Genomic DNA, 16,947 nt, shown 5'->3' with positions numbered 1-16,947 from the left:
TCCGATGAGCCGAAGAGGTCTTCTCATCATCCTGTCCTCGCCCTCGGGCGCAGGCAAATCGACATTGGCCAAGCGGCTGCGGGCATGGGATCCCTCGGTGATCTTCTCGGTCTCGGCCACCACGCGGGCACCGCGCGCGGGCGAGATCGATGGCGAGGATTACCATTTCATGTCCGAGGCGGCGTTCAAGAAGGCCGTCTCGAATGGCGAGATGCTCGAGCACGCGCATGTGTTCGGCAATTTCTACGGCTCTCCGAAGGGGCCGGTGCGCGACGCCATCATCGATGGCAAGGACGTGCTGTTCGACATCGACTGGCAGGGCGCCCAGCAGATGACCAATTCGGAGCTCGCGCTGCACACGCTGTCGATCTTCCTGCTGCCGCCCTCGATCGCCGAGCTCAAACGCCGGCTGGAATCGCGCGGGCAGGACGGGCCGGAGATCATCGACCGGCGGATGCAGAAGAGCTGGGACGAGATCTCGCACTGGGGGTCGTATGACTTCGTGCTGGTGAACGAGGATCTCGACGCCACCGAAGCCCGGCTCAAGAGCATCGTCACCGCCGCGCGCCTGCGGCGGACGCAGCAGCCGCACCTGCTCGACCACGTGCGCAAGCTGCAGGCAGAATTCGAGGAGGGAGACGCATGACGATCTACGCACTGGACGGCCACGCGCCGCAGCTCGCCGACAGCGCCTGGGCCGCGCCTGATGCCAATCTGATCGGCAAGGTCGTGCTCGAAGAGGACGCCTCGGTCTGGTTCGGCTGCACCCTGCGCGGCGACAACGAGGAGATCCGCGTCGGCGCCGGCAGCAACGTGCAGGAGAACGTCATCTGTCATACCGATATGGGCTATCCGCTGGTGATCGGGCAGGGCTGCACCATCGGCCACAAGGTCATGCTGCACGGCTGCACCATCGGCGACAACAGCCTGATCGGCATGGGCGCGACCATCCTCAACGGCGCCAAGATCGGCCGCAACTGCCTGATCGGCGCGGGCGCGCTTATCACCGAGGGCAAGGAGATCCCGGACGGCAGCCTTGTGATGGGAATGCCGGGCAAGGTCATCCGCCAGCTTGACGCGGCGGCCATCGAGGGGCTGCGGAAATCGGCGCTCGGCTATCAGGCCAACGCGCGCCGGTTCAAGGCGGGTCTGACGGCGCTCTGACGCGTCAGACCCGGTCTCGCTCAGGGCGCGTTCTCGAGGGCGTGCTCGAGCCGGGACTCCACGCGCGGCGCCATCTGACGGGTCAGCATGACCGTCGGGATGTTGCGCAGCGCCGGCTTGCGGTTCGGAACACGGTCGCGATCCCGAAGATAGGACAGGATCTGCCGCGCGTGGTTGCGATGGCGTGCGACCAGCTGGTGGCCGTCGATGCTCCATTTCCAGTAGGCATCTTCCGGCCATGAAATGGTCGCAGGTTTCAAGGTTTGGCAGGCGGCGCACTCGACCATCCCGTGATGATTGAGGCGATATCCGGGACCGTCCGTGCCGTCCTGATGGAACGTCGGCTTCTTGGCCTCCGGTTGTGTCCAGCGAAACTGCTCCGGGTACAATTCTTCAACCACGAAACGTCCCCAAAGGTGCGCGCTTTCAGGCACTTCCGAGTAACGGATCACACAAGTAAAACGGAACGGCTCGTGGAACTGAGCGACCTGCCCACAACAGGGGCAGTGTATCTCGATCGGTTCATTTGGCATGACACGAGGTCCTGTGGTTGTAAGCGCCCCCACCTACACCTCCATAAAACGTCAAAATCAAGGCAACTGCAATCAAATTTCGCCATTCTGCACACCTATAAGTGGTATCCCGCCGATCACATTTCCTTGTGTTCGCCTTACTTCTCGGTCTGTCATCGCAGGGTGTCTCAATGAAACAAGACATCCTCGCAGTTTCGCCATGGTCGAGATGATGCCGCATTGCAGCGGCGAGGGGGCGCGCTGCGGCCTCCTCCACACGAGCCGCACAGGCAGCCGCATGGGGCGCTCGGTTCTTGCCCCCGGTACAGACGCATGCCAAACCGCTGCCAGTGCAGCTCATCGCAACGCAGAAAGCGATGTCGCAGGGAAGGATCCTGATGCAGACCGATTCCAGACATGTCGTCGCCGCAGTTCCGCTTCCTGCGATTCTGATCCGCTGGGACGAGCGCGTCGAAGCCGCCAATGCCGAGGCCAAGACGCTGCTGGGCGAGGGCCTCGAGGAGCGGCACTTCATCACCGCGCTGCGCCAGCCGTCGCTGCTTGACGCCATCGAAGGCACGTTCCGCGACGCGGCCCCGCGACTGACCCGCTATCTCACCAGTGACGGGCGGCAGGATACGACCTACGAGGTCTCGGTGCGCTCGCTGCCGCTCGAAGGCAAGCCGGGCGTGCTGCTGACCTTCACCGACATCACCCATCTCGAGCAGGCGGGCCAAATGCGGCGGGATTTCGTCGCCAATGTCAGCCACGAGCTGCGCACGCCGCTGACGGCGCTTCTGGGGTTCATCGAAACCTTGCGCGGGCCGGCGCGCGATGATGCCACCGCGCGCGACCGGTTTCTCGGGATCATGGAAGACGAGGCAGGGCGCATGGAACGGCTGGTCGGCGATCTTCTGTCGCTGAGCCGGGTCGAGGCGGAAGAGCGCGTGCGCCCGACCGAGCCGGTCGATCTGGCCGCCCTGGTCCACTCGGTGATCCGCGGGCTGGCGCCTCTGGCCGACGATGCCGGCGTCACGCTCGCAACCGACGCGCCCGAGACCGGGCTCGAGGTGCCCGGCGATCCTGACCAGCTTCGGCAGGTCGTGGTGAACCTGATCGAGAACGGCGTGAAGTATTCGGGCCAGGGCGCCGAGGTGCGGGTCCACATCGCCGAGCCGGGCTACCAGCCAAGGCTGCGCGGGGAGGGCGTGGAGCTGACGGTCACCGACACGGGGCCGGGGATCAACCCGATCCACATTCCCCGCCTGACCGAACGCTTCTACCGGGTCGACAGCCACCGCTCGCGCGAGATGGGCGGCACCGGGCTTGGCCTTGCCATCGTCAAGCACATCGTCAACCGGCACCGCGGACGCCTCAAGATCGAGAGCGCGCCGGGCAAGGGCACCACGTTCCGCGTGCTGCTCCCCCGCGAGGTCTGAGCCGGGGCCTCAGCCCCCGGGATGACGGTGGCGCGCCTCGATCTCCGGAAGCTGTGCGGCGAATTTCTCCACGGTAAGGGGGCCTGCGATACGTCGGCGCACCCAGTCCTCGTGCGCGCCGACGATCAAAAGCGGAAACCGCGGCAGGTCCAGAAGGACCGCGATGCAGAAGCGGTGGTTGCCCGAGCCGGTCTTCATCAGGTTGCCCTCGGCGTCGATCACCGCGGTGGGTTCAAAGCCGGACTTCGAGACATCGAAGCCGGTGGTGCGGAAGCTTTCGATCATACCGAGCATGTAGCTGTCGAGGAACGCGATGATCTCGGCCTCGCTGCTCAGTCGGCGGCGTTTGTAGGAGGCGATGCCGGTCGAGGCGAGGTCATCCGAGAGTTCGCGGAACCACAGGCTGGCGCGAAGATCGTCCCCGTGGGCCATGAGATCCTCGAGAAGCCGGAACCGATGGGTCTCGGTAACTCGCGGTTTGGGTCCGAAGAACTGGCCGGGAATCGCGAACGGTTCGGCCCGTCTGATCGCCGGGCGCAGCAGGTCGACGCCCCATTGCGGCAGGACGCGGCGCAGGGTGCGCACGCGGGCGCGTCCGACGGGCCATTTGGAGCCGAATTGACGGGTCACGCTGGCCGGGCGCACCCAGACCACGGCCGCGTCTCCGGCTGCGCGAATAAAGGCCTTCTGTTTCATGAGCTTGCCTCGTCCCGGATTGAAAACGAAAGCAGTGTAGAACCGAGCCGGGGCCCGTGCCGGAGCGTTCGGCGGCACGCGGAGCTTGGCGGGTCGACGCCAGATGAAGCGATAAATCCCGCACTGTCATTAAACTGTTACCTACCTGTCACAAAAGCATCGCGCCGGACGCCTAGGCCTGCCGGCGAGGTTCCCCAGGGGAGGGGACCAGAACCAAAGTTACAGGAGCATGTACATGCAATCCGTCAAACTCGCCGCATCGGCTCTGGCCATCGCCGCCGTCTCGGCTTCCGCCGCTGCCGCCCGTGACAACGTGCAGGTCGCCGGCTCGTCCACCGTTCTGCCCTACGCGTCGATCGTGGCAGAAGCCTTCGGTGAGAACTTCGACTTCCCGACCCCGGTCGTGGAATCGGGCGGCTCCTCGGCTGGCCTCAAGCGCTTCTGCGAAGGCGTCGGCGAGAACACCATCGACATCGCGAACGCCTCCCGCGCCATCCGCGACGGCGAAATCGAGACCTGCGCCGCCAACGGCGTGAGCGACATCATCGAAGTCCGCATCGGCTATGATGGCATCGTGTTCGCCTCGCAGCAGACCGGCCCCGAGTTCACCGCGTTCGAGCCGTCGGATCTCTACAACGCGCTGGCCGAGCAGGTCGTGGTCGACGGCGAGCTGGTCGCCAACCCGCACAACACCTGGGCCGACTTCAACGCCGACCTGCCGGACGTCGAAATCGCCGCCTTCATCCCGGGCACCAAGCACGGCACCCGCGAAGTCTTTGAAGAGAAGGTCCTGCTGCAGGGCTGCGAAGACACCGGCGCGATGGAAGCGATGGTCGCAGGCGGCATGTCGGAAGACGACGCCGAGGACGCCTGCATGGCGGTCCGCACCGACGGCAAGTCGGTCGACATCGACGGCGACTACACCGAGACCCTCGCCCGCATCGACAGCAACCCCAACGGCATCGGCGTGTTTGGCCTGGCGTTCTACGAGAACAACACCGACAAGCTTAAGGTCGCGACCATGTCCGGCGTCGAGCCGACCACCGAGACCATCGCCGAAGGCGAGTACCCGGTGTCGCGCCCGCTGTTCTTCTACGTGAAGAAAGCCCACATCGGCGTGATCCCCGGCCTGAAGGAATACGCCGAGTTCTTCGTCGCCGACGAGATCGCAGGCCCCGACGGCCCGCTCGCCAACTACGGCCTCGTTTCCGACCCCGAGCTTGCCGACACCCAGTCCAAGATCTCCAACGAAGAGACCATGGGCTCGAACATGTAATCGGATATTCCAGATTGCTTCGGGGCGGTGCGTTGTGCGCCGCCCCGTCTTCTCTTAGGCCATTTGCAACTTCGAAACGACCTCTGGGGGCGATATGCCGGTACTCTGGCTCTTTCTGATCGTGCTCGCGCTCGCGGCCATGGGCTTCATCGCCGGCCGTATGCGCGTGACCACTGCCGGCGGTGTGCGCCCGCATTCCCTTCCAAACTACTACGGCTGGAACGTCGCGATGAAGGTGATGGCGCCGGCCTTGCTGGCGCTGGTCGTCTGGCTGCTGGTGCAGCCGATCCTTGTCGACCGTCAGGTGACCGCCGGGCTGGGCGAGAACGCGGTGCCCGAGGGCTCGACGCTCGGGCTGGTGATGTCCGACGTGCGCCGGGTGGCCGACGGGCTCGACACCGCGGTCGGCCGCGGCCTGATCACCTCCGGAGACGCCGACGCGATGAGCGCCGCGGATTCCAACGTGCGCAGCCTGCTCGGCGAGGCCGGCGTGGCGCTCGGCTCCGATGTCAGCCCCGAGGTGCTCGAGGCGGCGCAGCGCTACCGCGCGATGAACGCCACCGGCGATTTCTGGCGCACCGCGGTGGTGCTCGTGCTGGCGATTGCGGGGCTTGCCTGGGGGATCGCCCAGTCGCATGGCAGCTTCCGCGCGCGCAACTCCGTCGAGACCGGCATCCGCATGATCCTGCTTGCGGCGGCGTCGATCGCCATCCTGACGACGATCGGCATCGTGCTCTCGCTGGTCGGCAACACCTGGCATTTCTTCCAGATCTACCCGGCCTCGAAGTTCTTCGGCTCGTTCACCTGGTCGCCGTCGTTCGGCGGCGGGTCCGAGCTTGGCATCTGGCCGCTGCTGTGGGGCACGCTCTACATCTCGATCATCGCGCTCATCGTCGCGGTGCCGATCGGCCTGTTCGCGGCGGTCTACCTGTCGGAATATGCCGGCCCGCGGATGCGCGCCTGGGCCAAGCCGCTGCTCGAGGTGCTCGCCGGTATCCCGACGATCGTCTACGGTCTCTTCGCGCTGCTCACCGTCGGGCCGATTCTGCTGACCGTGTTCGGCCGCGACGGGCTGGGCTGGATGCAGGCCGGCACCGCGGTGATGACCGCGGGTCTGGTGATGGGCATCATGCTCATCCCCTTCGTCAGCTCGCTGTCGGACGACATCATCAACGCGGTGCCGCAGTCGCTGCGTGACGGCTCCTACGGGCTGGGCGCGACGCAGTCCGAGACCATCAAGCAGGTCATCCTGCCGGCGGCGCTGCCGGGCATCGTGGGCGCGGTCCTGCTGGCCGCCTCGCGCGCCATCGGCGAGACCATGATCGTGGTCTTCGGGGCAGGGGCCGCGGCGCGGCTCTCGCTCAACCCGTTCGACGCCATGACCACCGTCACCGCCAAGATCGTCAGCCAGCTCACCGGCGACGCCGACTTCGCCTCGCCCGAGGCGCTGGTGGCCTTCGCCCTTGGCATGACGCTCTTCATCATCACGCTGGGGCTGAACGTCTTCGCCCTCTACATCGTGCGCAAATACCGGGAGCAGTACGAATGACCGACGCGACCTCGCAGGGCGGCTCCCGCCCCAACGCCCGCCCGACCACCAGCCTGACCGCCGTCGGGAGCCGGACCAAGAAGCGCAACGCCTCCGAAAAGCGCTTCCGGGCCTACGGTCTGGCGGCCATCGGCACCGGCCTGTTCTTTCTGGTGGTGCTGCTGAGCGCGATCGTCTCGAACGGCAGCAGCGCCTTCATGCAGACCTTCATCGAGGTGCCGGTCTATCTCGACCCCGCCAAGCTCGACAAGAACGGCAACCGCGATCCGGAGGACATCGCCAAGGTCTCGACCTTCGGCTACAGCCCCCTGATCCAGAATGCCGTCTTCGAGCAGGTGCAGGACAAGGGCATCGCCACCGAGTACGACGATGCCGGTGACATGAAGGCGCTGATCTCGGCTTCGGCGGCGGCGCAGCTGCGCGACCGCGTGATCGCCAATCCCGACCTGATCGGCGAGACGGTGGATTTCCAGATCCTCGCCTCGAGCCGGGTCGACGGCTACCTCAAGGGCCGCGTGAGCCGCGACAGCATCACCCAGGACAAGAACATCGACGCCGGGCATCTCGACCTCGTCGATGCGCTGCGCGAGGACGGCACCGTCCACAAGAGCTTCAACTTCGCCTTCATCACCGGCGCCGACGCCTCGGAAAGCCGCCCCGAGCAGGCCGGTCTCGGCGTGTCGATGCTGGGCTCGTTCTTCATGATGCTGGTGGTGCTGTTCCTTGCCCTGCCGATCGGCGTCGCGGCCTCGATCTACCTCGAGGAGTTCGCGCCGCAGAACAAGTTCACCGACTTCATCGAGGTCAATATCTCCAACCTCGCCGCGGTGCCCTCGATCGTGTTCGGCATCCTCGGCCTTGCCGCCTTCATCCAGTTTGCGCACCTGCCGCAGTCGGCGCCGCTGGTGGGGGGGCTGACGCTGACGCTGATGACCCTGCCGACCATCGTCATCTCGACCCGCGCCTCGCTCAAGGCGGTGCCGCCGTCGATCCGCGACGCCGCGCTCGGGGTCGGTGCCTCGAAGATGCAGTCGGTGTTCCACCACGTGCTGCCGCTGGCCATGCCCGGCATCCTGACCGGCACCATCATCGGGCTTGCGCAGGCGCTTGGCGAGACCGCGCCGCTGCTGCTGATCGGCATGGTGGGCTACATCGCGACCAACTACCCGGACGGGGTCATCTCGGGCTTCCTGTCGCCGAACTCGGCGATGCCCGCGCAGATCTACGAATGGGCCAAGCGCGCCGACCCGGCCTATTACGAACGCGCCTGGGGCGGTATCATCATCCTGCTCGTGTTCCTGCTGGTCATGAACGTGATCGCCATCATCCTTCGCCGCAAGTTCGAGCGCCGGTGGTGACGATGAGCGACAATCTCGGTAAGGGGGATAACACCCATGTATGACGCACCGTTGAGGAAGACCGACGTGGAAGCCAACGAAATCAAGATCTCCGCCAAGGACGTGCAAGTCTATTACGGCGACAACCACGCCATCAAGGACGTGTCGGTGGAGCTGCAGGACAAGACCGTCACGGCCTTTATCGGACCGTCGGGCTGCGGCAAGTCGACCTTCCTGCGCTGCCTGAACCGGATGAACGACACCATCGACATCTGCCGCGTCGAGGGCCTGATCTCGCTCGATGGCGAGGACATCTACGACAAACGCGTCGACCCGGTGCAACTGCGCGCCAAGGTGGGCATGGTGTTCCAGAAGGCGAACCCGTTCCCCAAGTCGATCTATGACAACGTGGCTTACGGGCCGCGCATCCACGGGCTTGCTAAGAACAAGGCCGAGCTTGACGAGATCGTCGAGAAGGCGCTGCGGCGCGGCGCCATCTGGGACGAGGTGAAGGACCGTCTGCACGCGCCCGGCACCGGCCTCTCGGGCGGTCAGCAGCAGCGTCTGTGCATCGCCCGCGCCGTGGCCACCGAGCCCGAAGTGCTGCTGATGGACGAACCCTGCTCGGCGCTCGACCCGATCGCGACCGCACAGGTCGAAGAGCTGATCGACGAGCTGCGCACCAAGTACTCGGTGGTCATCGTGACGCACTCGATGCAGCAGGCGGCGCGCGTCAGCCAGAAGACCGCGTTCTTCCACCTCGGCAACCTCGTGGAGTACGGCGAGACCAGCCAGATCTTCACCAACCCCGTGGACTCGCGCACCGAGTCCTACATCACTGGACGGATCGGATAAATCATGAGCGATCTCAAGCATCACATTGCCACCGCGTTCGACCGCGATCTCGAAGGCATCCAGGCTCAGATCCTCAAGATGGGCGGTCTCGTCGAGGCCGCGATCCACGATGCCGCCAAGTCGCTCGAGACCCGCGACGAGGAACTCGCCGAACAGGTCCGCACGGGCGATCTGGCCATCGACGCGATGGAGGAAAGCCTCAACGAGGAAGCCGCCCGCGTCATCGCGCTCCGCCAGCCCGCCGCCAGCGACCTGCGCGTGGTGCTGTCGGTGATGCGCATGTCGGCCAACCTCGAGCGCATCGGCGACCTGTCCAAGAATATGGCCAAGCGCACCACGGTGCTGGCCCAGATGACGCAGATCAACGGCTCGACCACCGCGCTGCGCCGCATGGCGCGCGATGTCGAGATGATGCTCAAGGATGCGCTCGACGCCTATATCAAGCGCGACGAGGCGCTGGCCCGCGACGTGATCGAGCGCGATGCCGATGTGGACCAGATGTACAACACGCTGTTCCGCGAGTTCCTGACCTTCATGCTGGAGGATCCGCGCAACATCACCTCGTGCATGCACCTGCATTTCATCGCCAAGAACATCGAGCGCATGGGCGACCACGTGACGGCCATCGCCGAGCAGGTGATCTTCCTCGCGACCGGCGAGAAGCCCGAGGGCGTGCGCGTCAAGGAAGACCGCACGTCGAGCGATCCGGCGCTGAGCGCCGACCTCTAATCAAGGAATACCCCATGTCGGCAGATCAGCCCACCGTTCTGGTCGTCGAGGATGAAGCCTCGCAGCGCGAAGTACTGCGCTACAATCTGGAAGCCGAAGGCTTCCGTGTCGCCGCCGCCGGCAATGGCGAGGAAGCCCTCGTCATGCTGGACGAGGAAGAGCCCGACGTGATCGTGCTCGACTGGATGCTGCCGAACCTCTCGGGCATCGAGGTCTGCCGCCAGATCAAGACCCGCCCCGAGACCCGGGGCGTGCCGGTCATCATGCTCTCGGCCCGGTCGGAAGAGATCGACCGGATCCGCGGGCTCGAGACCGGGGCCGACGATTACGTCGTCAAGCCCTACAGCCTGCGCGAGCTGATGGCGCGGGTGAAGGCGCAGCTACGCCGGTCGCGGCCTGCGGCGGCGGGTCTGCGGCTCGAGTATGACGACATCATCCTCGACGCCGAGACCCACCGGGTGACCCGCGACGGGCAGGAGCTGAAGCTTGGCCCGACCGAGTTCCGCCTGCTCTCGACCTTCATGGAAAAGCCCGGCCGCGTGTGGTCGCGCGAGCAGTTGCTCGACCGGGTCTGGGGGCGCGACATCTATGTCGACACCCGCACCGTCGACGTCCATATCGGGCGGCTGCGCAAGGCGCTCGGCGTCTATGGGGGCGGCGATCCGCTGCGCACCGTGCGCGGCGCGGGCTACGCGCTGGGCTGAGGTGCTGCCCTGAGAGGCGGGCGAGTGCCCGCCCGTCAGGCGCGTCTCAGCTTTTCCTCTTCTTTTTGGATTTCTTCTCGGCCTTGAGCGCCTCTGCCGCCTTGGCCTTTTTCTTCTGCTTCTTGGCGTCGGCCTTGTTCAGCTCGGTCTTTTCCGCCTTCTTGTCTTTCTTTTCTTTGGACTTTTTGTCAGCCTTGGCCTTGCTGTCGTCCTTTGCCTTCTTGTCGCCCTTGGACGTCTTCTCGTCCTTGGCCGTCTTTTCGGCTTTGAGCTTCTTGTCGCTCTTCTTGTCCTTCTTCGCGGACTTGTCCTTCTTGGCGCCTTTGGCCTTGCCACTGCCGCGCTCGAGCGTGCGGGCGGAGGCCGGCTCGGGCAGCGGGTCGTTGACCGCCAGCGGGCTGTCCGGATCCGGCTCGGGAATCATGCGCTGCGCCTCGGTCGGCGCTTCGGGATCCTCGAGCTTGTCGTCGCCGGGCGTGCCGGGCGCGGGCGCGGCTTCGGTGTCGGCCGTGCGCGGCGCGGGCGCGGGATCTTTGGAAAGGCTGTCGACCGCCGCCGCGATCAGGCTTTGCGCTCGGGCCAGCCGGGTGCGGGGCAGGGCGGTCAGGCGCTCGGGATCGGCCCCGGCCAGCGCCTCGGCGCTGTCGATGCCAAGCTCAAGAATCTGGGCCGCAAGCGCGGGTCCGATGCCACGGACGGAAGTCAGGTCTGTCAAATCGCTCTCCAAATGGTAGCAATACGGGGATGTCGGCCAATGCCGGTGACGATGCGTCAGAAACCGCTGGCTTGTCCACAAGGTTCCTTGAGGGCTTGCGCTTGGCGCCCGCAGCGCTTATAGGCGCGCTCACGAACCCCGCAGGCGGGGTCGGGCCTATGGGGGAGACATCCCCACAGCGTCCACCGGTTGCCCCATTTCGGGTCAAGCCCCCGCCGAGGATATGAAACCGGAAAGGATATAGGACATGGCTCTTCCCGAGTTCTCCATGCGCCAGCTGCTTGAAGCAGGCGTTCACTTTGGCCACCAGACGCAGCGCTGGAACCCCCGCATGGGCGAGTTCATCTACGGTGCGCGCAACGGCATCCACATTCTCGACCTGACCCAGACCGTGCCGATGCTCGACGCGGCCCTGAACGTCATCCGCGAGACCGTCGCCAAGGGCGGCCGCGTTCTCTTCGTCGGCACCAAGCGTCAGGCAGCTCAGCCGATCGCCGAAGCCGCAGAGAAGTGCGCCCAGTACTACATGAACCACCGCTGGCTCGGCGGCACGCTGACCAACTGGCAGACCGTTTCGCAGTCGATCAACCGCCTCAAGGCGATCGACGAGCAGATGGAGTCCGGCGCCGAAGGCCTCACCAAGAAAGAGCGCCTCGGCATGGAGCGCGAGCAGGCCAAACTGCAGGCGTCGCTCGGCGGCATCCGCGAAATGGGCGGCCTGCCGGAACTGCTTTTCGTCATCGACGTCAAGAAAGAGCAGCTCGCCATCGCCGAAGCCAAGAAGCTGGGCATCCCGGTCGTCGCCATCGTCGACACCAACTGCTCGCCCGAGGGTGTGGACTACATCATCCCCGGCAACGATGACGCCGCTCGCGCCATCGCGCTCTACTGCGACCTCGTCAGCCGCGCGGCCCTCGACGGCATGACCGGCCAGATGGAAGCTGCAGGCGTCGACCTTGGCTCTCTGGAAGACGCACCGGCAGAAGAACTGCTGGCCGGCGCCGGCCAGAACTGATCCGCCGCTGTCGCGAAAGCGTCACGCAAGCATGACATGAGCGGCAAGGCCCGGGGCAGGGCCTGCCGCACACGACCACTCGAGAGGGAGCCAAGCACATGGCGATCACTGCTGCACAGGTGAAAGAACTGCGCGAGATGACCGGCGCAGGCATGATGGATGCCAAGAAGGCGCTGACCGAGACCGACGGCGACATGGAAGCCGCGATCGACTGGCTGCGCACCAAGGGCCTCGCCAAGGCCGCGAAGAAATCGGGCCGGACCGCTGCCGAGGGCCTCGTGGCCGTCGAAGTCAACGGTGGCACCGGCGTCGCCGTCGAGGTGAACGCGGAAACCGACTTCGTCGCGAAGAACGCCGAGTTCCAGACCATGGTGTCGGACATCGCCAAGGCCGCAACCGGTGTCGACAGCGTCGAGACGCTGGCCGAGACCGAAATCGGTGGCAAGAAGGTCTCCGAAATCATCACCGACAAGATCGCCAAGATCGGCGAGAACATGACCCTGCGCCGGATGGCCAAGGTCGAAGGCGACGTGGTCTCCACCTACGTGCACAACGCAGCCGCTCCGGGCCTCGGCCAGATCGGCGTGCTGGTCGCACTCAAGGGCGGTGACGACGCGTTCGGCAAGCAGGTCGCGATGCACATCGCAGCCGCAAACCCGGCCTCGCTGTCGGAAGCCGACCTCGACCCGGCGGTCGTCGAGAAGGAGCGTCAGGTCCAGATCGACATCGCGAAGGAATCCGGCAAGCCGGACGCCGTGATCGAGAAGATGATCGTCGGCCGCATGAAGAAGTTCCTCGGTGAAGTGACCCTGCTGGGCCAGCAGTTCGTCATCAACCCCGACATCACCGTCGAGAAGGCCGCCGAAGAAGCCGGCGCCACCATCGTGGGCTTTGTCCGCATGCAGGTCGGCGAAGGCATCGAGAAAGAGAAAGAGGATTTCGCAGCCGAGGTTGCGAAGGCCGCGCAGGGCTGATCCCGCCGCGCTCTTTCGAAGGCTAGCAATGACAGGAGCCGCCCCCCGGGGCGGCTCCTTTTTGGTCCTGCGGTCAGCGCCCCGGCAGGGTTGGGGACGATCGGAGAGCCGGGCAGGGGTGCCGAGGAGACTCATGCGAAAATTGCGCAAGTCCCCCCGGCTCCGGTTTACACCGGGAGATCCCAGGGCCCCCGTAATTGCGAGGGGTGGGTCCTCTTGTTCCATGGCCAAAGCCACCACTCACGGAACGACGATACAATCGCAATTTACGACCTTTCATGGAAGCGCGGGACGCCCGCGCCCGTGAAATTTCCGTCTTTGATACGAATATTGCCTATCTAGATTTCGCTTTGCTTAACAATCCCGGAAGCAAAGTGAAAACTCTCGCGCGATTTGCGTGCGAAGAACGACCGCCCAAGTGGAGTGCGACTCGACCAGATCGTTCAGTTTTGCGCGATGTCGCCGTTCAGATGTCGATTATAAACATCTGGTTCTGGAACGCGGCCTTGGCTACCGCCTGGGCGGTGGTTTCTACGTTCAACGCCTCCCGCGCGAGCCGCAGGTGCTTTTCGATGGTGGCCTGTGTCAGCCCCATGATCGCCGCGATGTCCTGCATAGTCTTGCCGTCGCCGACCCATTCCAGCGCCTCGCGCTGGCGCTTCGTGAGCGACTGGTTCGGCGGGATATAGGGCAGGGTGAGGATCTTGAGATGCAGCAGGTTGTTGAGCAGCGTGATCTCCTCACCGTGACGCTCCCAGACGGCATCGACCTCGTGCTGCTGCAGTCCGGCCCGCGCGGTCAGCGCGATGGCGCCTTTCGCGCGGGTCGAGAGCGAGCGAAAGCTCACCGAGTAGCCGGCGCGCACATCCATCGACAGGTTGAACGCGATCACGCGCCGCTCGACGTCCGTCAGCTTGCCCTCGGCCATCATCTCGCCGAGGACACGCCACGAACAGGCGCCGTCATGCTCAAGCGCCCAACGGACCATGGGCGCATGATGATACAGACCCTGGCCGACGAAGCCGTCGATATAGTCGGTGCTATGGTTGGTCAGCAGCACGAAATCATTCGGATCGCCGAGCGAGGTCGTGGTGCGGTAGCGCGTGAACCCGTACATCAGCCGGTCGAAGCCAAAGCCGGCCATGCTCTCGACATGCATGGCCCAGAGGGCTTCGACGCTGCCGGCATTGGTCATTTCGAGAAGCCGGCTGTGCAGGGTCGCGCAGGCTGTCATGGCGCGGCGTCCAGATGGCTCTTCATCGCGTCCATCGCCAGCGTGTAACCGCGCGCCCCGAAGCCGCAGATCACGCCGACCGAGACCCGAGCGATGTAGCTCTGGTGGCGGAATGCCTCGCGGGCATGGACATTCGACAGGTGCAGCTCGATCGCCGGGATCTCGGCCGAGCTGATCGCGTCCATCAGGGCGATGGAGGTGTGGGTGTAGGCGCCGGCATTGAGGATCAGGCCATCGATCCGTCCACGCGTGCCGTGGATCGCATCGACCAGCGCGCCTTCGTGGTTGCTCTGCTCGAACTCGACCTCGACGCCGATTTCGATGGCGTGGGCACGGCACATGGCTTCGACATCGGCCAGCGTGGTGCGCCCGTAGACCTCGGGCTGGCGCACGCCGAGGAGGTTCAGGTTCGGACCGTTAAGAATGAGGAAGCTGGGCATTGTGCGGGACCTTCGGCAGACTGGGTTCAGTGTTCGTCGTAAACCTGCGCTTGTAAATAAGCGCCATTACCGACGCGGGGGTGCACTGGTTTGCCGCCATGGCGCAAGCCTGTTTGCGATGTGAGCCTTGCTGCGGGGCGCTGGATCAGGGGCCAAACCCGATAATTCAATGCATTCCGTGCTTTGGCTGCCAATTATATTTACATAATACTGATTATAAGATAGATGGATGTCTGATCTGAGGACCGGTACGACCGCCCCCTCAAGCCCCCAAACCAAGCGCGGTTGCGGCGTGACGCTGAGGTCTGGCCGTTTAGCCAACAACGAAAAGCCTTACGGCTCCACGGTTTGAGATACCAGCCTCGCGCCCTCAGGCAAAGTGCTTGCGGACCCCGCATCGCGCTGCTTCGCACTTGTCGGACCCGCCCGGCTCGGTCAAAAGACGGACATGACAGATACACCGGACATTCTCTGCATCGGCTCCGTCCTGTGGGACGTGATCGGACGCTCCGCCAGCCACATGCGCCAGGGCTCCGACGTGCCCGGCCGCATCACCCGTCTTCCCGGCGGCGTGGCGCTCAACATCGCGATGACGCTGGCGCGCTTCGGGCTGCGCCCGGCGCTGCTCTCTTCCGTCGGTCAGGATCCCGAAGGCCACGAACTGGCCGAGGCCTGCGAACAGCTCGGCTGCGATACCAGATTTCTCTATCGTTCCGAGGACTTGCCCACCGATCGCTACATGGCCGTCGAAGGCGCCAACGGGCTGATCGCCGCCATCGCGGATGCCCACTCGCTCGAGCGCGCAGGCTCGCGCATCCTTCGTCCGCTGTCGGACGGCACGCTGGGCACGCTCGAGACGCCGTTCACCGGCTCCGTCGCGCTCGACGGCAATCTCAAGGAAACGCTGCTCGACGAGATCGTCCGCGATGCGGCCTTCGCCAAGGCCGACATGCGCATCGCCCCCGCGAGCCCCGGCAAGGCCGAGCGGCTGATGCCGTTCCTGCGCGCCGGTCGCGGCGTGCTGTACGTCAACCTCGAGGAAGCCGGTCTGCTCTGTCAGGAAAGCTTCAAGAGCGCCCCGCAAGCCGCTGCAAAGCTTGTCGAACGTGGCGCTGCACGTGCCGTGGTGACGAATGGCGGAGACGCCGCCTGCGACGCCACCACCGACGGGCTCGTGGCCGAACGGCCACCGGAGGTGCTGGTCACCCGGGTCACCGGTGCCGGTGACACTTTCATGGCGGCGCATATTGTGGCAGAGCTGCGCGGCGCGGCCCGGGCCGAGGCGTTGAGCCTCGCCCTGGATGCCGCAGCCGCCTACGTTTCCGGAGACATCGCCTCATGAGCCACATCAGACTTTCCGCCGCCGTCGCAGACGCCCTCGCCAAGGGGGCCCCGGTCGTGGCACTGGAATCGACGATCATCACCCACGGGATGCCGTGGCCGCAGAACCTCGAGATGGCCCGCAAGGTCGAGGCGGTGATCCGCGAGGAAGGCGCCGAACCCGCGACCATCGCGGTGCTCGACGGCGAACTCTGCGTCGGCCTCGAGGACGACCAGCTCGAGAAGCTGGCACAGGCCCGCGGCGTCGCCAAGCTGAGCCGCGCCGACCTCGCCGTGTGCATGGCTCAAGGCCGCACCGGCGCGACCACGGTGGCCGCCACCATGATCGCTGCCGCGCAGGCCGGCATCTCGACCTTTGCCACCGGCGGCATCGGCGGCGTGCACAAGGGCGCCGAGCAGAGCTTCGACGTCTCGGCCGACCTTCAGGAACTGGCCCAGACCGCCGTGACCGTGGTCTGCGCCGGCGCCAAGGCCATTCTCGACCTGCCCAAGACGCTGGAAGTGCTCGAAACCCTTGGCGTGCCGGTGATCGCCTACGGACAGGACCAGCTGCCGGCCTTCTGGTCGCGCGAGGCCGGCCTGCGCGCGCCGCTGCGCATGGACACCCCGCGTGCCATCGCCGAGGCACAGGCCATGCGCACCGCGCTGGGGCTTCCCGGCGGCCAGCTCGTCGCCAACCCGATCCCCGCAGAGGCCGAGATCGTGCGCAGCGAGATGAGCCCGGTGATCGAACGCGCCAATGCCGACGCCGAGACCCACGGCATCCGCGGCAAGGACCTCACGCCCTACCTGCTGCAGCGCATCTTCGAGCTCACCGAGGGGCGCTCGCTCGACTCCAACATCGCGCTTGTCCTGAACAATGCGCGGCTGGGGGCACGCATCGCCAAGGAAATAAGCGCCCTGCCCCGAAATTGAGCTTTCGCTTTGGCCGCATCATTGTAGACCTGATCCCGTACGCCTACCTTCT

Annotated in this window: 18 protein-coding genes; 13 read left to right on the top strand and 5 right to left on the bottom strand. The window is 65.3% G+C overall.

Translation table 11 applies throughout. The features are described from left to right. Positions 1-4 precede the first annotated feature (4 nt). Both gmk and LCM15_RS02160 read left to right on the top strand, forming a co-directional pair. A complete protein-coding gene (gene gmk, locus LCM15_RS02165; protein WP_224852589.1) occupies positions 5-646 on the top strand; it encodes a guanylate kinase in 642 nt (213 codons plus the stop codon). Beyond that, positions 643-1,164, top strand: a complete 522-nt coding sequence (locus tag LCM15_RS02160; protein WP_224852588.1) for a gamma carbonic anhydrase family protein — start codon at positions 643-645, stop codon at positions 1,162-1,164. Before gmk ends, LCM15_RS02160 begins: the two co-directional genes overlap by 4 nt. Positions 1,165-1,184: 20 nt before the next feature. Here the strand turns inward: LCM15_RS02160 and LCM15_RS02155 are convergent, their stop codons facing one another. Next, positions 1,185-1,697, bottom strand: a complete 513-nt coding sequence (locus LCM15_RS02155; RefSeq protein ID WP_224852587.1) for a hypothetical protein — start codon at positions 1,695-1,697, stop codon at positions 1,185-1,187. Between the two features lie 377 nt (positions 1,698-2,074). Between LCM15_RS02155 and LCM15_RS02150 the strand changes: the two genes are divergently transcribed. Next, positions 2,075-3,115, top strand: a complete 1,041-nt coding sequence (locus LCM15_RS02150; RefSeq protein WP_224852586.1) for a sensor histidine kinase — start codon at positions 2,075-2,077, stop codon at positions 3,113-3,115. A gap of 9 nt (positions 3,116-3,124) precedes the next feature. On the opposite strand, the gene LCM15_RS02145 is transcribed toward LCM15_RS02150, so the two are convergent. After that, complete coding sequence (locus LCM15_RS02145) at positions 3,125-3,811, bottom strand: hypothetical protein (RefSeq protein WP_224852585.1); 687 nt, start codon at positions 3,809-3,811, stop codon at positions 3,125-3,127. A gap of 235 nt (positions 3,812-4,046) precedes the next feature. On the opposite strand from LCM15_RS02145, the gene LCM15_RS02140 reads away from it, so the two are divergent. The 6 genes from LCM15_RS02140 (at position 4,047) to phoB (ending at position 10,261) form a co-directional block, all read left to right on the top strand. Beyond that, on the top strand, positions 4,047-5,087 hold the full coding sequence (locus LCM15_RS02140) for a substrate-binding domain-containing protein (RefSeq protein WP_224852584.1): 1,041 nt from the start codon (positions 4,047-4,049) through the stop codon (positions 5,085-5,087). A gap of 94 nt (positions 5,088-5,181) precedes the next feature. Further along, the gene (gene pstC / locus LCM15_RS02135; RefSeq protein ID WP_224852583.1) at positions 5,182-6,636 is read left to right on the top strand and encodes a phosphate ABC transporter permease subunit PstC; all 1,455 of its coding nucleotides are present in this window, start codon (positions 5,182-5,184) and stop codon (positions 6,634-6,636) included. Beyond that, on the top strand, positions 6,633-7,994 hold the full coding sequence (gene pstA, locus LCM15_RS02130; protein WP_224852582.1) for a phosphate ABC transporter permease PstA: 1,362 nt from the start codon (positions 6,633-6,635) through the stop codon (positions 7,992-7,994). Before pstC ends, pstA begins: the two co-directional genes overlap by 4 nt. Before the next feature lie 36 nt (positions 7,995-8,030). Continuing rightward, the gene (pstB, locus tag LCM15_RS02125) at positions 8,031-8,828 is read left to right on the top strand and encodes a phosphate ABC transporter ATP-binding protein PstB (protein ID WP_224852581.1); all 798 of its coding nucleotides are present in this window, start codon (positions 8,031-8,033) and stop codon (positions 8,826-8,828) included. A gap of 3 nt (positions 8,829-8,831) precedes the next feature. Beyond that, complete coding sequence (phoU, locus tag LCM15_RS02120) at positions 8,832-9,557, top strand: phosphate signaling complex protein PhoU (protein ID WP_224852580.1); 726 nt, start codon at positions 8,832-8,834, stop codon at positions 9,555-9,557. 14 nt (positions 9,558-9,571) lie between these two features. After that, positions 9,572-10,261 (top strand): phosphate regulon transcriptional regulator PhoB, encoded by a 690-nt coding sequence (gene phoB, locus LCM15_RS02115; protein WP_224852579.1) that lies wholly within the window; start codon positions 9,572-9,574, stop codon positions 10,259-10,261. A gap of 46 nt (positions 10,262-10,307) precedes the next feature. Here the strand turns inward: phoB and LCM15_RS02110 are convergent, their stop codons facing one another. Next, positions 10,308-10,976 (bottom strand): helix-hairpin-helix domain-containing protein, encoded by a 669-nt coding sequence (locus LCM15_RS02110; protein WP_224852578.1) that lies wholly within the window; start codon positions 10,974-10,976, stop codon positions 10,308-10,310. A 247-nt stretch (positions 10,977-11,223) separates the two neighbouring features. Here LCM15_RS02110 and rpsB point away from each other — a divergent pair, with 247 nt between their 5' ends. Together rpsB and tsf are read left to right on the top strand one after the other, a co-directional pair. Beyond that, the gene (gene rpsB / locus LCM15_RS02105) at positions 11,224-11,991 is read left to right on the top strand and encodes a 30S ribosomal protein S2 (protein WP_224852577.1); all 768 of its coding nucleotides are present in this window, start codon (positions 11,224-11,226) and stop codon (positions 11,989-11,991) included. Positions 11,992-12,089: 98 nt separating this feature from the next. Then, a complete protein-coding gene (tsf, locus tag LCM15_RS02100; protein WP_224852576.1) occupies positions 12,090-12,965 on the top strand; it encodes a translation elongation factor Ts in 876 nt (291 codons plus the stop codon). 466 nt (positions 12,966-13,431) lie between these two features. Here the strand turns inward: tsf and LCM15_RS02095 are convergent, their stop codons facing one another. Both LCM15_RS02095 and aroQ read right to left on the bottom strand, forming a co-directional pair. Then, the gene (locus LCM15_RS02095) at positions 13,432-14,199 is read right to left on the bottom strand and encodes a LuxR family transcriptional regulator (RefSeq protein ID WP_224852575.1); all 768 of its coding nucleotides are present in this window, start codon (positions 14,197-14,199) and stop codon (positions 13,432-13,434) included. Then, the gene (gene aroQ, locus LCM15_RS02090; RefSeq protein ID WP_224852574.1) at positions 14,196-14,639 is read right to left on the bottom strand and encodes a type II 3-dehydroquinate dehydratase; all 444 of its coding nucleotides are present in this window, start codon (positions 14,637-14,639) and stop codon (positions 14,196-14,198) included. Before aroQ ends, LCM15_RS02095 begins: the two co-directional genes overlap by 4 nt. Positions 14,640-15,087: 448 nt before the next feature. Here aroQ and LCM15_RS02085 point away from each other — a divergent pair, with 448 nt between their 5' ends. Both LCM15_RS02085 and LCM15_RS02080 read left to right on the top strand, forming a co-directional pair. Further along, positions 15,088-15,981, top strand: a complete 894-nt coding sequence (locus LCM15_RS02085; RefSeq protein ID WP_224852573.1) for a PfkB family carbohydrate kinase — start codon at positions 15,088-15,090, stop codon at positions 15,979-15,981. Then, complete coding sequence (locus tag LCM15_RS02080; protein ID WP_224852572.1) at positions 15,978-16,895, top strand: pseudouridine-5'-phosphate glycosidase; 918 nt, start codon at positions 15,978-15,980, stop codon at positions 16,893-16,895. Before LCM15_RS02085 ends, LCM15_RS02080 begins: the two co-directional genes overlap by 4 nt. The last annotated feature ends 52 nt before the right edge of the window (positions 16,896-16,947 follow it).

The sequence above is a fragment of the Salipiger bermudensis genome (assembly GCF_020171625.1).
In the GTDB taxonomy this organism is placed as follows: Bacteria; Pseudomonadota; Alphaproteobacteria; order Rhodobacterales; family Rhodobacteraceae; genus Salipiger; species Salipiger bermudensis_B.
This window is presented reverse-complemented; position numbering and strand designations above follow the sequence as displayed.